We start from the raw sequence: 21,110 nt of genomic DNA, 5'->3' as shown, positions 1-21,110 counted from the left end.
CGGGCTGTAAACGAGAAACAGGACGTTCTCTCCACTATGTAAACAATATCCAGGATTAAAGAACGTCAAGGTAAACCTTAAACAGGATTTTTTAACCTTGGGTGTAAACCTATAATAGGACTAGACCCGATTTGACGGTTATTCTCACCTGTCTTACGAGAGGGATACCTAAAGGATACCTAAAGGATACTAAAGAGATACCAAACGAATACTCCTACAAGAAATTGACAATCAAATAGATACGAAAAACACTTAACCACCGGGGCGTGTGATACTGATAGTATTTTACCGGAGGGAGCAGCTAACAGCAATGGCAGTACACGACTAAATATCATCCCGCCTGTAACACCGAAAGAATATTCCCTGCCGGGTCTGCAAACCAGGCAATGGCCATCCCCCGTTCTTTATCCCGGAAAATACCTTTTTCATCGGTACCTATTTCCCCCTCATATTGCAGGAAACGGATGCCCTTCTGAGTAAGCTGTTCTACAGCATCGTCCACATTGTCTACAATAAAATTCAGTATGGTAAAGGTGGCTGGTTCATGATTCGGTTTCGGATACAGAAAAATTTTAGCGCCACCGTTTACCTGTAATTCCAACCCTTCCGGCGTTTCGGAGACTTCCAACCCAACCTTGTCGTGATAGAACTGTTTAGCCTGTTGCAGATCATTGACGGAGAAGCTGCTGAAGGCCCCTGAATGTTTAAGCATAAGCGAAGGTTTATATGATGAGGAATACCCCAGTTCCTCAATTTTGTAACCAGAAAAGTAAAATGCCTTACATTCATGTTGCCTAACCTCGTTTTTATGCGATGGAAATCAATCCTGCTGCTGCCGGCCATTATGATTACGCTCCAGGGCGCCGGGCAGTCGCTGCCAGACACGGCCTCCGTACTGACGAAAAACGCCGCTGTATACCAGCTCGTGATATCCCAAAAAGGACGTATCATCTTTAACCACACCTACAATGGCCAGCAGCCAGACACCCTTCATAACAGTCAGTCCCTGACCAAAAGCATCCTGTCTATCCTGATCGGCATCGCCATCGACAAAGGCTATATCGCTTCTGTAGACCAGGAAATCGGTCAGTGGTTCCCGGAGCTGGCCAAAGACCCGGATGCCCGCAAACAGCATATCACGCTGCATCAGATCATGGACCAGGCTTCCGGGCTGTGGCATGAAAACCTGGAAGGCGGACTGGGTGAATACCTCTCCCAGCCTAATCCTTCACAATATGTGCTGGCCCAACCGCTGATCAGTACGCCGGGAGAAGTGTTCCATTACAACAATGCCGCTACGCACCTGCTTTCGGTAGTACTAACTAGGGCTAGTGGCATGCCTGCGGCAACATTCGCCCAACGATTCCTGTTCGGCAAACTGGGCATTCAACAGGCCGACTGGAAAAAGATGAATGACGGATATGATGACGGCGCCGGGCTGCACAGCGTATACCTGTCCACCACGGCCATCAATAAAATCGGGAACCTCCTCTTGCAGGAGGGACAGTACAACGGACAAATTATCGTATCCCGAAAATGGGTACGCACCCTGTTGCAACCACCACTGACGAGGGCTACCAACTGGGGTTTCGCCGGCTCACAATATGCTTTATGCTGGTACCACGTGCGTTATGAGAATCAGCCTGTTACCTATGGCATGGGATGGGGCGGACAGTATATGATCATCATTCCCCACCTGAACGCGGTGATCGCGATACATGAGCGGGTGAATGATGCCACGGCCGTGCGGCAGGCCCTGTATTTTGAAAATGAGATATTCCCTTTGTTATGGCGCTACCTGCAAACAAGAGATAAAAAGGGGTAATGCTGATGCGGCAGCCTTTGGAAGCCCCCCTGTTTAAAATCAAAGGCCGGCCACTCCATTCGTTATTAGCAACAATGACGAGATGAAACCTTATGCCCAATAACACATCGGCCGATGGCCCAACAAAAAATATTACTCCGCTACCTCTTTTATCCTGTACTTCACAATCTTGTTGATCAATGATACCGGCAGGGGCTTGTCCAGCGGAAACTGGATAGCGCCTTTTGACGTTTTATAATCTGTAAGATCATCCTGGAAAACGCCGATGGCGGTACCGCCCGGATAAAAGCCGATATGGCCTTTGTAGCCGGCGAACCATACCAACACTTTATTCAGTTTAAAGGCCGGCATATTATAGCTAATCACCTCCGTGGCTTTAGGCACCGCTTTACGGATGATTTCGCGGATTTGATGTGTCTTTTCAATGCTGACTTCCGGCACGGTAGCCAGGTATTCGTCGGTAGTTTTGAATTTAGTTCCCATGGCAGTATGATTGTTAATACAAACATACAAAGACTACCGCAGCAGAAAGCGGTGTCAATACGACAATTGCAGGGTGATATACCGCCATAAATGATTATTTTGGGAAACCTATTTTGATACTCATGACAAACAGCCAACAACCTAAAATAAGCCTTGTTACCGGTGCCAGCAGTGGCATTGGTCATGCGATTGCCCGCGCGCTTGCCGCAGAAGGTCATACTGTAGTGGTGACAGCCCGCCGGCAGGAACGTTTAGCCGAACTGGATGCCGCCAATGTGGTGGTAATGGCCGGAGACCTTACTGACAGCGGCTTCCAGGACCAGGTGGTCAACACTGTTTTTGATACCTATGGCCGATGCGATTATCTCTTTAACTGCGCCGGCAGTATTGAAACCGGACCTATTGAAACCATCGACATCGATAAGATGACTGCTATGATCCGACTGAACGTGGAGGCTACGTTCCGGTTGACTTACCTGGTCTTGAAACGTTTCAAAGCGCAAGGCTCCGGACATGTGATCAACCTGTCAAGTGTGATGGGAACGAAAGTGCGGCCTACGGCCGGCGCTTACGCCGCCACCAAATTCGCCATGGAAGCCTTGTCCGAAGCGCTGCGAATGGAACTGGCAGGTACGCCGCTCAAAATATCGTGCATAGAACCGGGATTGGTGATGACGGAACTGCACAAAGACTGGGCCGTGCATCCCAAAGAGAGCATGGGCATTCATGAGCCGCTGACGGTAGACAATATCGTGGACACCGTGAAGTTTATCCTGCAACAGCCTGAGCACGTGCGTATCCCGAAACTGATGATCCTGCCCGGCGACCACCAGATATGAGTTACGGTGTCACCACCACTTTACCACGGGTACTGCCACTTTCAATCTGTTGATGGGCTTTTCCCATATCGGCGAAGTTAAACACCGCCGACACGTGGGATTTGACTTTCCCGCGCTCCAGCAGGTCAGCCAGCCGGTGCATATCTTTTCCGCTGGAAGCCACGACGATAAAGTAACCGGTTTTATTTTGCGCGGCAGCCTTCTCTCCCACTGTCTCGCGCAGCCCGCTGGGCAAACTGATGATAGTACCCTGTGGCCGCAGCACTTTCAGGGAACGGTCTATATATTCGCCGCCCATCGTGTCCAGTACGAGGTCGAGATCATGATAATGGTCTTCAAACGCGCCTGATTTGTAATCGAAATGTTCGTCTGCGCCGAGGCCCAGTACAAAGTCGCGATTGGCAGCGGATGCCGTGCCGATCACATAGGCCCCTGCTTCTTTGGCCAGCTGCACCGCATAGTGGCCTACACCACCTGCGGCCGCGTGTATCAGTACTTTGTCACCCGGATTGATTTGCGTGCTGTTAAGTGCCTGCAAGGCTGTCAATGCCGCCAGCGTAGCCGCTGCGGCTTCCTCGTGGGAGATGCCTGCCGGCTTGCGGGCCAGCTGTTCCGCTGGTGCAGCTACATACTCCGCATAGGCTTTACCGTGACCGGGAAAATTGATCATCCCAAACACATCATCCCCTTCCCTGAACAACGACGAACGGGAGGCGGTCACCGTACCGGAGATATCCCAGCCCAGGATAACAGGGTCATCGGCCTGTAGTTTACCGAACATGCCTTTGCCGGAACGGGTTTTAACATCGATGGGATTAACGCTGATGGCTTTTACCTGTACCAGTACTTCGCCGTCCGCGATCTCCGGCACCGGCAGGGTTGTATGTACGAGCTGGTCAATGTCCCCGGCTCCTTTTAAGATAATTGCTTTCATGTGATGGAGGATGATTTGGTACAAATGTAAGTCACCCACCGTCTCTTTCTTCTGTATAATCTTTGTATAAATCTGTAAAAATACCAGATACTTAAAATAAAAAAGCGGCCCGGAGAACCAGGCCGCAGGTGGATTTATATTCGTTCACTTAAAACGTTTTGATGTCCTCTCCGAGATCGTAGACGGGCACCTGCCCTTTCAACGCATCAGCAACGATGCTGCTGCCGGCAGCGCTGCGGTAACCACCGGCGCAGTGCACTACAATGGGCTTGCCGACCGGTATTTCGTGTAAGCGTTCCCGTAACTGGTCAAGCGGAATGGCAATGGAACCAGGCAGCAAGGCGCCCGCCTCTGTTTCATTCTCCATCCTCACATCTACGATGGTGAAATCTTCCGGATGTGCACGCAGCTGGTCCAGCGGCACAGGCCCCATTGTTTCGGTGCCACCGGCATATACCATAGTGCCACAGACCATGCTTTCATAGCCGATGCTGGCAGCCCTGTGGAGCGCTTCCTGCAACTGCTGTGCGTCTGCCGCCAGCAGGTAAAAAGCTTCACCCGGTGCTACCACACTGCCCAGCCACGTTTCAAACTTGCCCTTCAGCTGTAAGTTGATCGCATGCGGCAGATGGCTTTGTTTGAAAGCCGCAGCCGGACGGGTATCCACCAGCAACACACCGTTTTCGAATCCTTCACCGGAAGCCAGCGCAGGCACTTTCTCCAGCGATGGTATCAGGGCTGGCGCCCCTTTCCGGTTGATGTCCACATCATATGGGAAATATTTCGGGATGTAGGGTTGTTGCGATAACAGCTCCGCTACAAATGCTTCTTCGGTATAGTCCTGCAAACTCCAGTTGGTCAGCTTCTCCGCACCGATGGTGCTGCGGTTGGCATCGCTCAGTGATTTACCGCACAATGTGCCGGCGCCATGAGCAGGATACACGTAGGTATGGTCCGGTAATGGCATCAGCTTCTCCCGCAGGGAATGATACATCTGTCGCGCCAGATCGGCCCGGGTGGCTGTCAGGTTGCCTGCTTTCTCGCGCAGGTCCGGGCGGCCACAATCACCGATGAACAACGTATCACCGGTGAACACCGCTTTTACGGCGCCCGCTTCCTCCAGCACAATGCTGATACTGTCCGGCGAGTGGCCGGGCGTATTCAGGGCTTTGAAAGTCAGCTCCCCTATTTGTAATGTATCTCCTTCGTCAAAAGCGGTATGCGGATAAGCCGCACCCACCAGGGACGAACAGTAGATCGTAGCCCCTGTGGCCTGATGCAACTCCAGGTGGCTGCTGACAAAGTCCGCATGCGGATGTGTTTCTATCACCCCGGTGATTTTTGCCTTCTTCGTTGCTGCATATTCCATATAAGGGGTTACATCGCGTGCAGGGTCTATCAGTACCACTTCTCCGGCCTGTTCACTGTACACGGCGTAAGCATAATGTGCCAGTCCCTTATCTTCAAACTGTCTGATCTCCATAGCTATATATTTTAATGAGGTAATTGATCACGAAAACGGCCATACACCCATGTGCCGGCGATGGCACTCAGTAAAGTAACGGCGACTACGGTAGCGCCTACACCGATCTGGGCGAACAACGGCCCCGGACAGGCGCCTGTAATGGCCCATCCCAGGCCAAATATCAAACCACCATAAATCTGTCCCTTGTTGAACTTTTTAGGATGAAACGTCACCGTTTCTCCATCCAGTGTTTTGACATTGAATTTTTTGATTAACCATACCGACAGCATGCCTACCATCACGGCACTGCCAATGACGCCATACATGTGAAAGGACTGCAGCCGGAACATTTCCTGTATACGGAACCAGCTGATGACTTCTGCCTTCACAAAAATGATCCCGAACAAAGTACCGATCAACAGATATTTTAATTGACTAAACCATGTATTCATAAAAAAGTCAGCATTACAATGAAAGAATAAAAGGCAGTATCAGATTAGCCATCACAAAACCGCCGATCATAAAACAGATAGTCGCCACCAGTGAAGGCCATTGCAAAGTGGAAAGGCCCATAATAGCATGACCGCTGGTGCAGCCGCCGGCATAACGGGTGCCGAAGCCCACCAGGAAACCGCCACCGACCATCATCAGCAAACCGCGGACAGACAGGAGCGCGGGCCAGTTGAACAGCTGACCGGGCACCAGTGAATGAAAATCTGTAATACCATATGGTGCAAGGTCTGTAACGAGTTGAGGATTCACCGCCACCGGCGCCGGATTGGCCAACATCGCGCCCGCGATGATACCGCCTAACAGGATGCCCCCTACGAAAAAGAGGTTCCAGGCTTCCTTCTTCCAGTCGTACTGAAAGAAAGGCACCTTAGCCGGCACACAGGCAGCACAGATATGCCGCAGGGAAGAACTGATACCAAAAGATTTGTTGCCCACCAGCAGCAGTACCGGCACCGTAAGACCGATCAACGGGCCTGCTATATACCAGGGCCAGGGTTGTTGCAAAAATTCAAGGATTGTCATTTAATATGCTTATTTATATTACAAAGGTGTAGCAATACGTTCACGAATACGGTGACAATTGTTACACAGCATTATGCTTATTTCAATAGTGTTTCCAGCAGGATGATGTAAACACCCATGACCAGTACAAACCAGCCGAAGCCGCGTTTGAGCCGCTCACCTGGTATCCTCCGGGAAAGCAGTCCGCCTGCCACCACTCCTGCCACAGCAATGCCGGTCAGCGTCAGCAGCAGCATCCAGTTGATGCCTGCATGACCGGTGTCTCCCATAAAACCAATCAGTGTGCTCATGGCCATGATCATCAGGGAGGTGCCTACAGCCGTTTTCATGGGCAACCCCGCCATCATGATCAGTGCGGGGATGATCAGAAATCCGCCACCAGCGCCCAGCAGGCCTGTCACAAAGCCAATCAGCATACCATAGAGCGCCAGCCGTACTTTGCCGGCGTTACTCATCGGCGCTGCTTCCTGTGATTCAGCCTTCCGGCCCATAATCATGGAAAAGGATGCCAGCAACATCAGGCCTGCGAACAATAACATAACGGCCAGTTCGCGAGTGACCGTCCAACCGCCTACACTAAACAACGCTGCCGGTATAGCGGGCATCACGTACCGCCTGGTGAGCCATACCGCCACAATGGAGGGTATGCCAAACAGCAGTACCACCGGCACATTCACCCGTTTTTTGCGGTAGCTGCCCACTGCGCCTACCAGGCTGGTGGCACCTACGATAAAGAGTGAGTAGGAAGTAGCTGCCGCCGGCGTAATACCGAAGAGATACACCAGTACCGGCAGCGTCAGCACAGACCCGCCACCACCGATAAGACCCAGTGATATGCCTATCAATGCCGCTGCGATATAACCTATAATTTCCATCTGTTACACATTTGCTTTACTATCCATACAAAGGTACAGACCCGCCAAAGCAAACTCTGTGACTTAGGTTACACAGGCAGTACTTCTATAGAATTCCTGTTGAGTTTGACAAAGCCCTTCTGTTCCATTTTTTTGAGCAAACGGGAAACGACTTCCCTGGATGAGTTGAGGTCTGTAGCGATCTCCTGGTGGGTTAATTTCAGCTCCTGTGTGCCCAGTTTGGTGGCCTGGGAACGGATATAGGATAAAAGACGTTCGTCCATGTTTTTAAATACGGTGCTGTCCAATACGCTCAGCACCTCTTCGAAGCGGCGACGGTATGACTCTATCACAAACTGGTACCAGCTTTTGTGGTCTTTCATCAGCGTCTCCATATAATGCACGGGTATCATCAGCACCACGGAATCTTCCACCGCCTTGGCCATTACCTCGCTCGCTTTCCCGGAAGCCACACATACCATAGAGATGGCACAGGCATCGCCCGGTTCCAGGTAATACATAAAAAATTCACCTATATCTTCTCCTTCCCGGTACAATTTGATCCTGCCTTCCAGCACCAGCACCGTGTATTTGATATATTGGCCCTGCTGCATCAGCACCGTGCCGGCAGGTACCTGCTGTAAGGTCCCGATCTCTGACAGGTGTGCTTTCAGTGCATCGTCCAGTGAGGGAAAATGAGCGTTGAGATAGTCCAGAATATCTGATTTAGCATCCATTATACACGCGATATGGTTACAAGTTACAAAAAAGCCCGCGAACAGGAAGCAGTGCTGATATCACCACAAAAAAATATAAAAAAACTTAAAATTATATAACAACCATTCCGGCCCTTCCGGCTACTTTTGCTCACATATGAAGAAAGTCCTCACACTCCTCTTACTACTGCTGTACGTTGGCACCTCCACCGGCGCCACGTTCCACATGCACTACTGCATGGGCAAGCTGGTAGACGTTGCGTTGTGGCATGGGGACAATAAAAAATGCAGTCATTGCGAGACGGACCTGAGCAAGGGATGCCCTAAAAAATGCTGCAAGGACGAGCATAAAACCGTCAAGCTGGAGAAAGACCAGAAGGTGACCGCCCATACCCTGCATTTCCTGCAGATGCCTGTGGCGGAAGTCCCTGTCAGCTATGTGTTGCTGCCTGCCGCTAAGATAGTGCCGCTGGCAACAGCCCATCCGGTGAGCCATGCGCCCCCCTACAGCAGTAAAGTCCAGCCCTATATCCTGCATTGTATTTTCCGCGTGTGATACCCCTTCCTACAGAACGGTAAGCCTGCCGTTACTGATCTACCACCCTTTTATTACTGTTTTTTTTTCCGGGAGATGACTGGTCCCGCTGCGCGACGTGTAACCTAAACCGTTATACCGACTAACTGCTGTGCATGGCAGTCCGCACCTGACCTGTATCCGCATCGGTGCCTATTATCTTCCGGTACCCATTGAACTAACATATATGGTACATCGAATTATCGAATGGTCGCTGCGCAACCGCTTCATTGTGCTGGTGCTCGCCACCGCCCTCTTCGCCTGGGGCATCTATGCCGTCAAAAAAAATCCTATCGACGCCATTCCGGACCTGTCAGAGAACCAGGTGATCGTGTTTACAGAATGGATGGGCCGAGGCCCGCAGCTGATAGAAGACCAGATCACCTATCCGCTGGTGACGAACCTGCAGGGATTGCCTAAAATCAAGTATGTACGCGGATCTTCCATGTTCGGCATGAGTTTTATCTATGTCATCTTTCATGATGATGTAGACATCTACTGGGCCCGTGAAAGAGTGCTCGAAAGACTCAGCACCGTGTCCCGCACGCTGCCTACAGGCGTTTCGCCGCAACTGGGGCCTGACGGCACCGGCGTAGGCCACATCCTCTGGTATACGCTCGACGCCCCGCAAATGGACCTGGGCGAACAACGCGCCTTGCAGGACTGGTACGTGAAATTCGCCCTGCAAAATGTGGAAGGCGTGAGCGAAATCGCTTCCTTCGGCGGTTTCCAGAAACAATACCAGATCACGGTAGACCCTAACAAACTGCTGTACTACCGCCTCTCCGTGCCGGAAGTGATCAGCGCCATCCGCACCAACAACAACGAGTCCGGCGGCCGCAAATTTGAAATCAGCGACATCGGTTATATCATCAAAACTTCCGGCTACCTGAAATCAGCTGATGAAATCGCCAACATACCCGTCAAAACCCAGAACAGTATTCCCATACGCGTGGCCGACGTAGCCACCGTGCAGATGACCGGCGAAACACGCCTCGGCATCTTCGATCAGGACGGACAAGGAGAACGTGTAGGCGGCATCGTGGTCATGCGCTACGGTGAAAACGCCGCAGAAGTGATCGATCGCGTGAAAGCCAAAATGAAAGAGGTGTCCAAAGGTCTTCCTGATCAGGTGAAATTCGATATCGTATATGACCGCGGTGAGCTGATCAAAGAATCAGTGGATTCCATCAAACATACGCTGATCGAAGAGATGATCGTGGTGTCTGTAGTGGTGATCATCTTCCTTTTCCACTGGCGCAGCGCCCTCAGCATCATCATACAGATACCTATTACGCTGGCCGCCAGCTTCCTGCTGCTGAATGCCTTCGGCATCTCCTCCAATATCATGTCGCTCACCGGTATCGCACTGGCCATCGGCGTGATCGTGGACAACGGGATCATCATGAGTGAAAACGCTTACAAACATCTGGCTGAACGGTACGCCAGCTGGCAGGAACAACAAAAAAACCAATAACATGAACTGGCTGAAAAAGATATTCAAGAAACCACCACAGTGGATCAGCGAAGAAGAAAGGCTGAAAATCATCGAGCAGTCAAGCAAGCAGGTGTCCCGCGGCGTATTTTTCGCCACCATCATCATCATCACCTCTTTCCTGCCGGTGTTTATGCTGACCGGACAGGAAGGCAAGCTCTTTCACCCGCTGGCCTATACGAAAACATTTATCATGATCATGGATGCCCTGCTGGTCATCACGCTGGCGCCCGTCCTGATCTCCTTCTTTATGAAGGGTAAATTCCGGCCAGACAATGCCAACCCGGTCAACAGGTTCCTGGAACGCATATACGAACCCATTATCAGAGGCGTATTAAAATGGCGCAAAACCACCATCGCTATCAACGTGATCGCGCTGGTGATCACTATCCCGCTGCTGAAAAGCCTGGGCAGTGAGTTCATGCCGCCGCTGGATGAGCAGAGCATCCTGTTTATGCCTGTCACCCTTCCCGATATCTCCAACGCAGAAGCCAAACGCATCCTGCAGGTACAGGACAAGATCATCAAGTCGGTACCGGAAGTGGAGAAAGTGCTGGGTAAAGCAGGCCGCGCCAGCACCGCCACCGACAACTCCCCTATCAGCATGATCGAAACTATCATTATGCTGAAACCCAAATCACAATGGCGGGAAGGCAAAACGAAAAAGGACATCATCGATGAGCTGGATGCCAAATTACAGATACCTGGTGTGGTGAACGGATGGACACAGCCCATCATCAACCGTATCAACATGCTGGCTACCGGTATTCGTACAGACGTAGGCGTGAAAGTGTACGGCCAGCAGCTGGACACCATCGCCACCGTATCCGAGAAAGTGAGAAAGGCGCTGGAAGGCACACCCGGTATCACCGACCTGTACGTAGAACCCGTTACCGGCGGTAAATACCTCGATATCACCGTTCGCCGGGCAGACCTGGCCCGTTACGGCCTCAACGTGGACGATGTGAACCAGACCGTAGAGACCGCGCTGGGCGGCGCTCCCATCGGCAACACCATCGAAGGCCGGCAACGTTTTTCTATCAGCGTGAGGCTGGCACAGGACTATCGTAACAGCGTAGAACGTATCCGTCGCATTCCGATCATGTCTGCGGCCACCGGTGAAGTTCCCTTGTCCGCCGTGGCCGACGTGAAATTCACTGATGGTCCGCCCATGATCACGTCTGAGAATGCCATGCTGCGTGGCGCCGTACTGTTCAACGTTCGTGGCCGTGACCTCGGCAGCACCGTGCAGGAAGCCATCAACAAAATGGGACGGGCACAAAATATCCTGCCGCAAGGTTATTACCTGGAATGGAGCGGTCAGTACGAAAACCTGATCCGTGGCCAACAGACACTGCTATGGATTGCGCCGGTCGTACTGGTCATCATTTTCTTTTCGCTCTACTTCGCCTTCCATTCCATCCGGGAAGCTTTCCTGAGCCTGATCACCGTGCCTTTTGCCCTTATCGGTGGCGCCTATATGATTTATTTCTGGGGCGTTAACCTGTCAGTGGCCGTGGCCGTGGGTTTCATCGCCCTCTTCGGCATCGCGGTGGAGACAGGCATCGTGATGGTCATCTATCTCAACGATGCCATGCAGCAGCTGGTGAAACAAAAAGGCAACAGCTCTGAGACCATCACCCGGGAAGACCTGCGGGTGCACGTGATCTACGGCGCCGCCAAAAGGCTCCGTCCTAAACTGATGACCGTCTGTGTGTCCCTCTTCGGGCTGGTACCGGTATTGTGGGCCAACGGCGTAGGCACCGATGTGATGAAACCCATCGTACTGCCGATGATTGGCGGCGTACTCACCTCGTCCACGCATATTTTGCTGGTCACCCCGCTGATCTTCCTCATGACAAAAGAATATGAATTGCGTAAGCACGGAAAACTGGAGATCCATGAAGTACATCACTAAATATATCGCAGCGATACTGGTCGTTCTAGCAGCGGTTCCTGCCGCCGCACAACAGGCGCCCGTATTGTCCCTGCAAAGTATTCTACAGAAAATAGACAGCAACAACGTGTTGCTACAGTCGTACGGCCTGAAAGCAGAAAGCTACCGCCACAGCGCCGAGGCAGCCACCGCCTGGATGGCACCTATGGTGGGCGCCGGCACCTTTATGACGCCTTATCCCGGCCAGATGATCATGGACGGCCGCGACAAAGGCAGCCTGATGCTACAACTGGAACAGGACATTCCCAACCCGGCCAAACTGGCTGCCAAAAAGCGTTACATCGCCTCACAAGGCAATGTAGAAATGGCAACCCGTGGCATTACACTCAATGAATTAAAAGCGCAGGCCAAACGGTTGTATTACACCTGGATAGTGGCACAACAAAAAATCCGGGTGTTGCAGGAGAATGAAAAAATCATGCAGACCATGCAGAAAATTGAAGAAGTGCGGTTTCCCTATAACCAGTCGCAGCTCAGCGGTGTATATAAAACCACGGCCAAACTGGAAGACAACCGCAACATGATCCGCATGCAGGAAGGCACTATTGCCAAAGCGCGCTCCTGGCTCAACAGCCTGATGAACACACCGGGCAATCAGTCATTCGATATCGACACCACGTACCAACCGGTATTTGAGCAGGCACTGTCCTACGACACCGCATCGCTGGCGGCTGTACGACAAGACATATTCAAGATGAACGAAAGCATCAGGTCCATGCAGCTCAATGTAGAAGCCATGAAGCGGGACAAAAAGCCTGATTTCAGGATACGCTTCGATCACATGCAGCCGCTGGGTGCCGGGATGCCAAAAGCTTTCAGCGCCATGGGTATGATCAGCATACCGATAGTGCCCTGGGCATCCAAAATGTACAAATCGGGCATTAAATCCATGGAATACAGTGTGGCAGCCATGGAGAAAGAGAAAGCCGCCATGCTGCAGGAGACGCAGGGCATGTTGTACGGCATGCAGTACGAAATACGTTCCATGCAACAGCGCATCAGCGCCATGGAAGACAAGATCGTGCCGGCACTGCGGCAAACGCTGGATGCCGGTTTTCTGAACTACCAGGAAAACAAACTGTCGCTTTCCGCCGTCATCGACTCCTGGGAAGCACTGACCATGATGCAGTCCAATATTCTGGACGAAAAACTGAAACTCTATGAAATGATCGTGGATTATGAGAAACAGCTATATCGTTAATATCAATATTCTGTCCGTGGCAGCCCTGGCGTTGTTGAGCCTCGCCGCCTGCCAGCGTAAACCGGCGCAGACACATACTACCGGTCACGCACAAACGCCGGACAGCAGCATTACCGCGCTCACGCAGCCGGTCAATGCCCGCGTGATTGCCACTATTCCGGTAATCAAAGCCACCAGCGGCACCCGCATCCATACGGCTGAAGTAAGCGGTGTCATCACCTATGATACCCGCCGGCAGACCAGCATCGCCAGTCGCGTAGGCGGCCGTATCGAAAGGTTGCTGATCAAATACAACTACCAGCCTGTCAGCAAAGGGCAGCTGATCATGGAGATCTATTCCCCTGATCTGGCTGCCGCACAAAGGGAGCTGTTGCTCGTAGCCAAACAGGAAGGCCCGTTGCTTTCCGCTGCCCGTCAACGGTTGCAGCTGCTGGGCATGCAGCCCGCACAGGTAGAACAGGTGCTGAAAACGGGGCGTATCCTTTACCGTATCCCGGTATATAGTAACGCCAACGGCTATATCCTGGAACAAAGCAGTGCGGCAGTACCTGCGGCCGTCGCACCTTCCGCCACATCAGCGCCTGCCGGTGATGGCATGAGCAGCATGGGCAGTGGCGGCGGCAGTGCTCCCGCAGCCGCTACACCGGCAGCACCAGCCAATACGCCCGTGATGCTGCGCGAAGGGCAGTATGTAAGCGCGGGACAGTCGCTGTTCACCATTTACCAGGCTGACAACCTCGTGGCGGAATTCTCTTTCCCTTCTGCGCTGGCATCGAAAATAAAGCCGCAGCAGCGCCTCTTGTTTTACCCGGTGCATGATAAAAACGCGATGCAACCCGGTACCATCGGACTGATAGAACCCGTATACCGCAACGGCCAGAACTTCACGCTGGTGCGGGTATACCTCGGAACACATCATTTCCGTGCCGGTCAATTGCTTACCGCCAGCATACCGCTGGTATATCACGAAGGATGGTGGCTACCAGCCAAAGCCGTGTACCACTCCGGAAATCAGTCGCTCGTGTTCCGTAAAACAGGCGGCGCCTTTACACCCGTAGCCGTGCAAACCGGCGCCACCGTAGCAGACATGGTACAGGTAACATCAAACATCGCCGACTGGGAAGTGGCTTCCAATGCCGCTTACCTGGTAGACAGCGAAAGTTTTATCAAAACCAATCCATAGCGTAAAACATCAAAACATGGAAAGAAAAAAATTCTTACGCAATATATTCCTGGTATCTGTGGCGCCTGCCGTATTGCTGGCCGCGTGCAAGGAAACCGGCAAACCCGCCGCACAGGCTGGTCCGCAGCCAACGTTTACCTGCCCCATGCACCCGCAGATCGTACAGCACAAACCCGGCACCTGCCCTATTTGCGGCATGGACCTGGTACCCTTCGACAAAAACAACAAGGACCATTCACTCACGCTGGACAATAGCCAGATAGCCCTTGCCAACATCACCACTGTGACGATCGGCGCCGGTAACCTGGCAGGCTTTAAACAGCTGAACGGCCGCCTTGCCACCGATCCGGAGAAGACCAACGTTATCTCCAGCCGTGTAGCTGGCCGTGTGGAAGTGCTGTATGTACGGGAAACAGGCGTGAAAGTGACCAAAGGACAGCCGCTGTACCGCATCTACTCCGAGCAGCTGGCAGCCCTGCAACAGGAATACCTGCTGGCAGCCGCACAGGCGCGGCAGTTTCCCGACGACGCCCGTTTTGCGCAAATAGAGAAAGGCGCCAGGCAGAAACTGTCGCTGTATGACCAGTCAGATGCCGCTATTCAACAGCTGTTGCAGTCACAGAAAGTCAATCCGTACGTGACATACCCCGCCACACAAAGCGGCGTAGTGTCAGAGCTGTCTGTCACCGAAGGACAGTATGTAGCCGAAGGTGGTCCGGTGATGCGCCTCGAAGGGTATCACCAGTTATGGGTGGAAGCGGACCTCTACCCTGCGGAAGCCGAAACCGTAAAACCGGGACAGACCGTTAAAGTAATGATAGCCGGCTGGGAACAGGAACCACAGCAGATGACCATTCAGTTCATCAACCCTGCCCTGCAGAGCGGCAGCCAGCTGATGCAGCTGCGCGGCACCATTCCCAACCCGGACAACCGCTGGCAGCCCGGTCAACAAGCCAATATACTCCTGCCCGTTAAAAGTAAAAACGACGTACTGACGTTACCGGTAGATGCTGTTATCCGTGATGGTAAAGGCACACACGTATGGATAGAAAAAAGCAAAGGCAAGTTTGAACCGCGTATCGTTACCACCGGCATGGAAAACTACGACGCCGTGGAGATCGCAGACGGCCTGGCCGCCGGTGATAAAGTAGTCGTAACCGGCGCCTACCTGCTGTATAGCGAATATATCCTCAAAAAAGGCGCAGACCCGCTGGCAGCAGCAGCCAGTCATCAACATTAAAAAATCAACTGTTCATCATAAAAATCACCAACATGACATCATTCGTTAAAGCGGGCATTCCCGTACTCTCCGCCCTGGTGCTGGCCGCCTGCGGCAACAGCGCCACCACAGGCAACCATACAGACTCGTCCCATCAGCAACAGCCGCAACAGGCCTCTACTGCCACCGCGCAACCCGCAGCCCTGCAACTGAAAGACGATCAACTGAATGCCGTGTACCAGCAGTACCAGTTGCTGTCCCAGGCACTTGTCAATGGTGACGCCGGAGCAGCGCGCATTGCAGCCAATGCTATTGAAACAGGCGCCAAAGACCTCGCCGGCGGCGCACAGACCGCCAGCACCGCTGCCGCTATCGTATCCGCAGCAGACATCGAAGCACAGCGTACCGCCTATGCATCGCTCAGCAATGACCTGATTGCGCTGGTGAAAAAATCAGGCGTCAGCAGCGGCACCCTGTATGTGGGCTTCTGCCCGATGGCCCTCAACGACAAAGGCGGCTACTGGCTGAGCACGGAGAAAGGCATTCAGAACCCCTATTTCGGTGAACAGATGCTCACCTGCGGAGAAGTAAAAGAAACCATTCAATAACACCTAACGTATACACATGAAAACGATCATCATCAGTACCCTGACAGTTACCACACTGACCTTCGCCGCCTGCAACAACCAACCGGCCAGTCATGAGGGCAGTCACACCGACAGCACCGCTACTGCGCATCATCATGATGCCGCACCTGCCGCCGCTGCAAACGTAACCACGGTACAGCCACAGTTCACCGACGTAGACCCGGCCATGACCACCGCCATGAAAGGCATTGTAGACGGCTACCTGCAACTGAAAAACAGCCTCGCCGCTGATGACGATGCAGCCGCCGCCAAAGCCGGCGAGACCATGAGCGCAGCCTTGGCCAAAGCAAATGTTTCCAAACTCACGGCAGATCAAAAGAAAATCTACGCCAACAACGAAGAAGACCTGAAAGAACATGCCGAACATATCAGCAAAAACGTTGGCAACATCGCTCATCAACGGGAACATTTTGCACAGATGAGCGAAGATGTTTATGAGCTGGTAAAAGCATTTGGTGGCGGTCAACCGCTGTACCACGATCGCTGCCCAATGTACAACGACAACAAAGGCGCATTGTGGCTGAGTGAATCCGCTACGATTAAAAATCCTTACATGGGCGCTAAGATGGCCACCTGCGGCAACGTGGAGGAATTAATCCAATAATTATCATTTTTCATACATTCCGATTCCCAGGGCTAAAGCCCTGGGCTACGATGTTTTTCAGGTTCTTTTGCCTTTATAACTTCTTTTTTGGGGTAACCATGTGGCATATACGAACGGTAGCCGGGTTCCGCCATGTAGCGGCTAACCTGGCTTTATAGAGGATCATCAACATAGCCCAGGGCCTCTGCCCTGGGCATAAAAAATCATTATGAAAAAATTCAAATGGATAGCAAGCGTGTTGTTGTTGATGTTTGGCGCTATGCAGTTATACCGGCCCGCTAAAAACCAGGGTAATCCACAGGACATGACAACAGATATCAGTCACGTATATACGATGCCGGACAGCGTACATACGTTATTGCAACAAGCCTGTTATGATTGTCATAGTAACCACACCCGTTATCCGTGGTATACAGACATCCAGCCGGCAGGCTGGTGGCTGGCCAGTCATGTCCGGGAAGGAAAAGAAGAACTGAACTTCCAGGAGTACGGCAACTACCAAACCAAACGGCAACGCAACAAACTCAAAAGGATAAAGGAACAGATCATTACCGGTGCCATGCCACTGTCTTCTTATACATTCATGCACCGCGAAGCCATATGGACACCGGCTCAGCGACAGGCCGTGATCGCCTTTATAGACAGTACGCTGGAAAAACTTTAGGTGAATTTCAATACGCCACAAGTGAAGATAGCCAGCAGCAGCAACAGCTGGATAATGTAAAACAGGTTCAGCCGGCCCTTCAGCGGTTCAATGGATGCGCTGATGTTTTCACCTGATGTTGCGGCCTGCAATACCGGTTTCATCTTTAAACCGAGCCTTCTTCCCAATATCCCATTGATGATCACTAACAGGAACATTACCATTTTAATCCTGAACCATAGCTGTTCTCCATAAACGCCGTGTACCTGTGCCATCATGCTGATGCCCGACAACAGCAACAGTAACATCCCGATCCCCATCGCCACCGGGAAACGGGCCGTCAGGTCCAGAATAGCCACGGCTCTTACCCTGTCGGACGCGTAAATCTTCCAAAACCGGCGGTTCGCCATAAATCCAGCCAGTACAATGCCGGACATCATCGCCAGTCCGGTAATGTGCACCAATAAACTCAATAAATAGGTGTTCATCTTAACGTAATTTTATACAGACAAAGGTCTGTGCCACCCGCCATTTCCGTTTACATTAAAAGGAGCCTTATTTATATAAAAAGGAATTAGATTTGTAAAAAAAGTACCATGCCAATGGAATGGGATGCCGCTGGGAATGGACGGCCAAAATTCAACGTTGACGAACCGGACATCTTTACGCCGCAATTGCATGAAAACTCTTCAGAAGTATCCGCGCCGTTTGGCCAGGGAAAAATATCCACCTGGCAGTTTGACGGTATCCGTATGATCAGGAGCAACTGGGAATACAATAGCCGCAGCCAGTTGACCTGGCAGACCGAGGTTGATATGGTCCACCTGCATTTTATTTTGAAAGGGGACCTCCTCATGGAGCCATTGGAGGGAAAGACGCCCTTGCATTTTACCGCCAATACGCACAACATGCTGTACAACAATATGGTGCCGGGCGTGCTTAATATCCAGGAGCTGGAAGCTTCTGCCTTTATCCTCCAATTTTCCAAAGACATTTTTCTTCAGCTTACCGAACATTCAGATGAAGTATTGCAACGGTTTGCTGATAAAGTGTTGAATGGGCAGATCAGCATACTCTCCCCCCGTTCCATGCCTATCAGTCTTCCTATGCAGCAAACGATCAACGCGATCCTGCATTGCGGCTATCAGGGCGGTATTAAAAAGATGTTCCTTTTTTCCAAAGCCATTGAGATGCTGGTACTGGAAGCAGCTGCCTACCAGGAATACCATCACGCCAAAAACACCGTTGTACGTACACCCTATGACCGCGATCGGCTGTACTTCGCCCGGGAGCACCTGTCACAGAACCTGGAGAATCCTCCCACCCTCTCCGCACTGGCCAAACTGGCAGGGCTAAACGAATACAAATTAAAACACGGATTTAAAGAGATGTTCCACATCACCGCCTTCGGTTTTGTGGCCGAACAACGGCTGGACCTGGCCCGCACCTACCTGCTGGACCAACATAAGACAGTCGGCGAGATTGCGGACATGCTGGGATATTCGTCTATTCAGCATTTTAGTACTGCGTTTAAAAAGAAGTTTGGCTGTTCACCTAATAAGGCAAGATAATTTACCTATGACCTTACGCAGACTGTTGCCCTATATACTGATTGTTGTTTTGTTTGCCGGGATTTATTGGTTAACGATGGTGACCTCCATATCCTTCCTGCAGAATATAGGTTATCCCTGCCCAACAAGATTTCTTTTACAGTTTAACCTTTTTGTTTTCTATCTCCCTGTTTGCCTTTTTATCATAAATGCGCTGGAGATAATTACCGTTTATCCGCAAACGTTCTGGTCAAGAGCTTTAAAAACCTTCCTCACCATCATACTCGTTTATGTGACAAGCGCAGTAGTATGGTATCTGATGGGACGGCCCGATGTACGTAACCTGTTTGGAGGTCGTGTACGGCCACACATGCCCTGTCTAGCTACGATGTTCATTTCGCTGGTGCTGATGACCGGCCTGGAGATATTACAACGCATAGTTTTCCGGTTTGTCAGTAAAACGGTTGTTTCCCGGTATATTCCTCACTGGCTCCGGATGGGTAGCACCACTACCCATTAAAGCTCCATCAGCAGTCCTGATATAGTTATCAAGACCACCCTCACAAGCGGTCTTTTTTCATTTCCCACATTTTCCGGTTCACCCTTCCTTTTTGCCGGTTCATCCGGATTGCCGGCCCCTAATCCCCTGTTATGGCCCACATTTGCTCTCTATAAAGAAAAAATGATGGCAATGACACACGCAAAAAGCAACATAAGAAGCAGACATCTGATTCCGGGGCTAATGATAGCCTGCCTGGTACCAGCCGCCCTTAGCAGCTGCGGCAACAAAGCCGGAGCAGCCGCTGCCGGAATGGAAGCTCCTGTGCCCGAACTGCCGGTAATGACATTAGACACTACCACCGCGATGACCACCAACGACTATTCCGCACTGCTGGAAGGCAAGGTGAATGTCGACATCCGTCCACAGGTGGATGGTTATCTCGATAAAATATTTGTCGACGAAGGCAGCTATGTGAAAGCAGGCCAGCCACTGTTCCAGATCAATGACCAGACGTACCGCGAACAACTCAACAAGGATATCGCCAGTCTGCATGCGATGGAATCCGCACTGAATGCGGCCCAACTGGAAGTGGACAAGGTAAAACCGCTGGTAGATAACAAAGTGATGGCTGAGATGCAGTTAAAAACAGCCCTCGCCACCCTCCAAACGGCTAAAGCCAATGTAGAACAGGCCAGGGCAGCGGTAGCATCCTCCCGTATCAATGTGGGCTTTACTTTGGTGAAAGCGCCGGTAAGCGGTTATATCGGCCGTATCCCTAAAAGGATCGGTAACCTCGTCGGAAAAGGCGATGCAACGCCGCTCACCACCCTGTCTGATATCAGCGAAGTGTATGCGTATTTCTCCATGAGCGAAAACGACTTCATGAACTTCAGCAAAGGTGCATCCGGCGCCACTTTACAGCAACAACTCAAACAACTGCGTCCTGTAACGCTGATCCTCTCCAATGGAGAAGCCTTCACGCATAAAGGACGTATTGAGATGATAGATGGCCAGTTCAACAAAACCACTGCCGCCATCAGTCTCCGTGCCACTTTCCCTAATCCGGCCTCCCTGCTGCGTTCCGGCAATACCGGCAAAGTAAGGGTAGAACAACTCTACAGCGGGGTAATACAGGTGCCCCAGGCCGCCACACTGGAGCTGCAAAACAAAGTGTTTGTTTACCAGCTGGGCGACAGCAACAAAGTAGAACGCCGCATCCTTGATCTGGCAGGCAGAAGCGGAGAAAACTTCATCGTCCACGAAGGGGTGAAAAAAGGCGACAAGATCGTGACCGCCGGCATAGAAACCCTCATGGAAGGCGCCGTGGTGAAACCCGCCGCCAGCAGTAAAGATACCGTTGCCACAGCAGCGGTAAAATAAACCC

23 protein-coding genes are annotated in these 21,110 nt (G+C 51.7%); 14 read left to right on the top strand and 9 right to left on the bottom strand.

All coding sequences use genetic code 11. The features are described 5' to 3' along the window. Positions 1 to 331: 331 nt before the first annotated feature. Positions 332 to 712: a VOC family protein gene (locus HHL17_RS16900; RefSeq protein ID WP_169225853.1), complete on the bottom strand. Its 381-nt coding sequence runs from the start codon at positions 710 to 712 to the stop codon at positions 332 to 334. Positions 713 to 808: 96 nt separating this feature from the next. Here HHL17_RS16900 and HHL17_RS16895 point away from each other — a divergent pair, with 96 nt between their 5' ends. Then, positions 809 to 1,825: a serine hydrolase domain-containing protein gene (locus HHL17_RS16895; RefSeq protein WP_169225852.1), complete on the top strand. Its 1,017-nt coding sequence runs from the start codon at positions 809 to 811 to the stop codon at positions 1,823 to 1,825. A gap of 132 nt (positions 1,826 to 1,957) precedes the next feature. Here HHL17_RS16895 and HHL17_RS16890 read toward each other — a convergent pair whose 3' ends face one another. Then, positions 1,958 to 2,308, bottom strand: coding sequence for an iron chaperone (locus HHL17_RS16890; RefSeq protein ID WP_169225851.1), 351 nt, complete (start codon positions 2,306 to 2,308; stop codon positions 1,958 to 1,960). Positions 2,309 to 2,430: 122 nt separating this feature from the next. On the opposite strand from HHL17_RS16890, the gene HHL17_RS16885 reads away from it, so the two are divergent. Then, a complete protein-coding gene (locus tag HHL17_RS16885) occupies positions 2,431 to 3,147 on the top strand; it encodes an SDR family oxidoreductase (RefSeq protein WP_169225850.1) in 717 nt (238 codons plus the stop codon). 1 nt (position 3,148) lies between these two features. On the opposite strand, the gene HHL17_RS16880 is transcribed toward HHL17_RS16885, so the two are convergent. The 6 genes from HHL17_RS16880 to HHL17_RS16855 all read right to left on the bottom strand — a co-directional run bounded on the left by HHL17_RS16880 (position 3,149) and on the right by HHL17_RS16855 (position 8,172). Continuing rightward, positions 3,149 to 4,081, bottom strand: a complete 933-nt coding sequence (locus HHL17_RS16880; protein WP_169225849.1) for an NADP-dependent oxidoreductase — start codon at positions 4,079 to 4,081, stop codon at positions 3,149 to 3,151. Between the two features lie 148 nt (positions 4,082 to 4,229). Continuing rightward, on the bottom strand, positions 4,230 to 5,564 hold the full coding sequence (locus tag HHL17_RS16875) for an MBL fold metallo-hydrolase (RefSeq protein ID WP_169225848.1): 1,335 nt from the start codon (positions 5,562 to 5,564) through the stop codon (positions 4,230 to 4,232). Between the two features lie 11 nt (positions 5,565 to 5,575). Then, positions 5,576 to 5,998, bottom strand: a complete 423-nt coding sequence (locus HHL17_RS16870; protein WP_169225847.1) for a DUF6691 family protein — start codon at positions 5,996 to 5,998, stop codon at positions 5,576 to 5,578. A 13-nt stretch (positions 5,999 to 6,011) separates the two neighbouring features. Then, on the bottom strand, positions 6,012 to 6,581 hold the full coding sequence (locus HHL17_RS16865) for a YeeE/YedE family protein (RefSeq protein ID WP_206156007.1): 570 nt from the start codon (positions 6,579 to 6,581) through the stop codon (positions 6,012 to 6,014). Positions 6,582 to 6,658: 77 nt separating this feature from the next. Beyond that, positions 6,659 to 7,456 (bottom strand): sulfite exporter TauE/SafE family protein, encoded by a 798-nt coding sequence (locus HHL17_RS16860; RefSeq protein WP_169225846.1) that lies wholly within the window; start codon positions 7,454 to 7,456, stop codon positions 6,659 to 6,661. A 68-nt stretch (positions 7,457 to 7,524) separates the two neighbouring features. Then, positions 7,525 to 8,172 carry a Crp/Fnr family transcriptional regulator gene (locus tag HHL17_RS16855; RefSeq protein WP_169225845.1) on the bottom strand — a complete coding sequence of 216 codons (648 nt, stop codon included), beginning with the start codon at positions 8,170 to 8,172 and terminating at the stop codon, positions 7,525 to 7,527. 136 nt (positions 8,173 to 8,308) lie between these two features. Between HHL17_RS16855 and HHL17_RS16850 the strand changes: the two genes are divergently transcribed. The 9 genes from HHL17_RS16850 (at position 8,309) to HHL17_RS16810 (ending at position 17,695) form a co-directional block, all read left to right on the top strand. Beyond that, positions 8,309 to 8,707, top strand: coding sequence for an HYC_CC_PP family protein (locus HHL17_RS16850; RefSeq protein ID WP_169225844.1), 399 nt, complete (start codon positions 8,309 to 8,311; stop codon positions 8,705 to 8,707). Between the two features lie 205 nt (positions 8,708 to 8,912). After that, entirely contained in the window at positions 8,913 to 10,202 is a 1,290-nt protein-coding gene (locus HHL17_RS16845) for an efflux RND transporter permease subunit (RefSeq protein ID WP_169225843.1), read from the top strand. A gap of 1 nt (position 10,203) precedes the next feature. After that, positions 10,204 to 12,138 carry an efflux RND transporter permease subunit gene (locus HHL17_RS16840; RefSeq protein ID WP_169225842.1) on the top strand — a complete coding sequence of 645 codons (1,935 nt, stop codon included), beginning with the start codon at positions 10,204 to 10,206 and terminating at the stop codon, positions 12,136 to 12,138. Further along, entirely contained in the window at positions 12,122 to 13,378 is a 1,257-nt protein-coding gene (locus HHL17_RS16835; protein ID WP_169225841.1) for a TolC family protein, read from the top strand. Before HHL17_RS16840 ends, HHL17_RS16835 begins: the two co-directional genes overlap by 17 nt. Beyond that, positions 13,356 to 14,561 (top strand): efflux RND transporter periplasmic adaptor subunit, encoded by a 1,206-nt coding sequence (locus tag HHL17_RS16830; RefSeq protein WP_169225840.1) that lies wholly within the window; start codon positions 13,356 to 13,358, stop codon positions 14,559 to 14,561. Before HHL17_RS16835 ends, HHL17_RS16830 begins: the two co-directional genes overlap by 23 nt. Before the next feature lie 16 nt (positions 14,562 to 14,577). Beyond that, entirely contained in the window at positions 14,578 to 15,801 is a 1,224-nt protein-coding gene (locus HHL17_RS16825) for an efflux RND transporter periplasmic adaptor subunit (RefSeq protein WP_169225839.1), read from the top strand. A 32-nt stretch (positions 15,802 to 15,833) separates the two neighbouring features. Next, complete coding sequence (locus HHL17_RS16820; protein WP_169225838.1) at positions 15,834 to 16,388, top strand: DUF3347 domain-containing protein; 555 nt, start codon at positions 15,834 to 15,836, stop codon at positions 16,386 to 16,388. 16 nt (positions 16,389 to 16,404) lie between these two features. Continuing rightward, positions 16,405 to 17,031 carry a DUF3347 domain-containing protein gene (locus HHL17_RS16815; protein ID WP_169225837.1) on the top strand — a complete coding sequence of 209 codons (627 nt, stop codon included), beginning with the start codon at positions 16,405 to 16,407 and terminating at the stop codon, positions 17,029 to 17,031. Between the two features lie 208 nt (positions 17,032 to 17,239). Further along, positions 17,240 to 17,695 carry a heme-binding domain-containing protein gene (locus tag HHL17_RS16810; protein WP_169225836.1) on the top strand — a complete coding sequence of 152 codons (456 nt, stop codon included), beginning with the start codon at positions 17,240 to 17,242 and terminating at the stop codon, positions 17,693 to 17,695. Here HHL17_RS16810 and HHL17_RS16805 read toward each other — a convergent pair. Next, positions 17,692 to 18,162 (bottom strand): hypothetical protein, encoded by a 471-nt coding sequence (locus tag HHL17_RS16805; protein ID WP_169225835.1) that lies wholly within the window; start codon positions 18,160 to 18,162, stop codon positions 17,692 to 17,694. The genes HHL17_RS16810 and HHL17_RS16805 overlap by 4 nt on opposite strands. A gap of 108 nt (positions 18,163 to 18,270) precedes the next feature. Between HHL17_RS16805 and HHL17_RS16800 the strand changes: the two genes are divergently transcribed. From HHL17_RS16800 to HHL17_RS16790, 3 genes are all read left to right on the top strand, one after another. After that, complete coding sequence (locus tag HHL17_RS16800; protein WP_169225834.1) at positions 18,271 to 19,245, top strand: helix-turn-helix transcriptional regulator; 975 nt, start codon at positions 18,271 to 18,273, stop codon at positions 19,243 to 19,245. Between the two features lie 7 nt (positions 19,246 to 19,252). Next, on the top strand, positions 19,253 to 19,744 hold the full coding sequence (locus HHL17_RS16795) for a hypothetical protein (RefSeq protein ID WP_169225833.1): 492 nt from the start codon (positions 19,253 to 19,255) through the stop codon (positions 19,742 to 19,744). Positions 19,745 to 19,915: 171 nt separating this feature from the next. Continuing rightward, the gene (locus tag HHL17_RS16790) at positions 19,916 to 21,106 is read left to right on the top strand and encodes an efflux RND transporter periplasmic adaptor subunit (protein ID WP_240975446.1); all 1,191 of its coding nucleotides are present in this window, start codon (positions 19,916 to 19,918) and stop codon (positions 21,104 to 21,106) included. The last annotated feature ends 4 nt before the right edge of the window (positions 21,107 to 21,110 follow it).

Origin of the sequence: Chitinophaga fulva, from assembly GCF_012927205.1 — a bacterium.
Lineage (GTDB): Bacteria > Bacteroidota > Bacteroidia > Chitinophagales > Chitinophagaceae > Chitinophaga > Chitinophaga fulva.
Note: the sequence above shows the minus strand (reverse complement) of the source record. Positions and strands in the feature narration are given on the sequence as shown.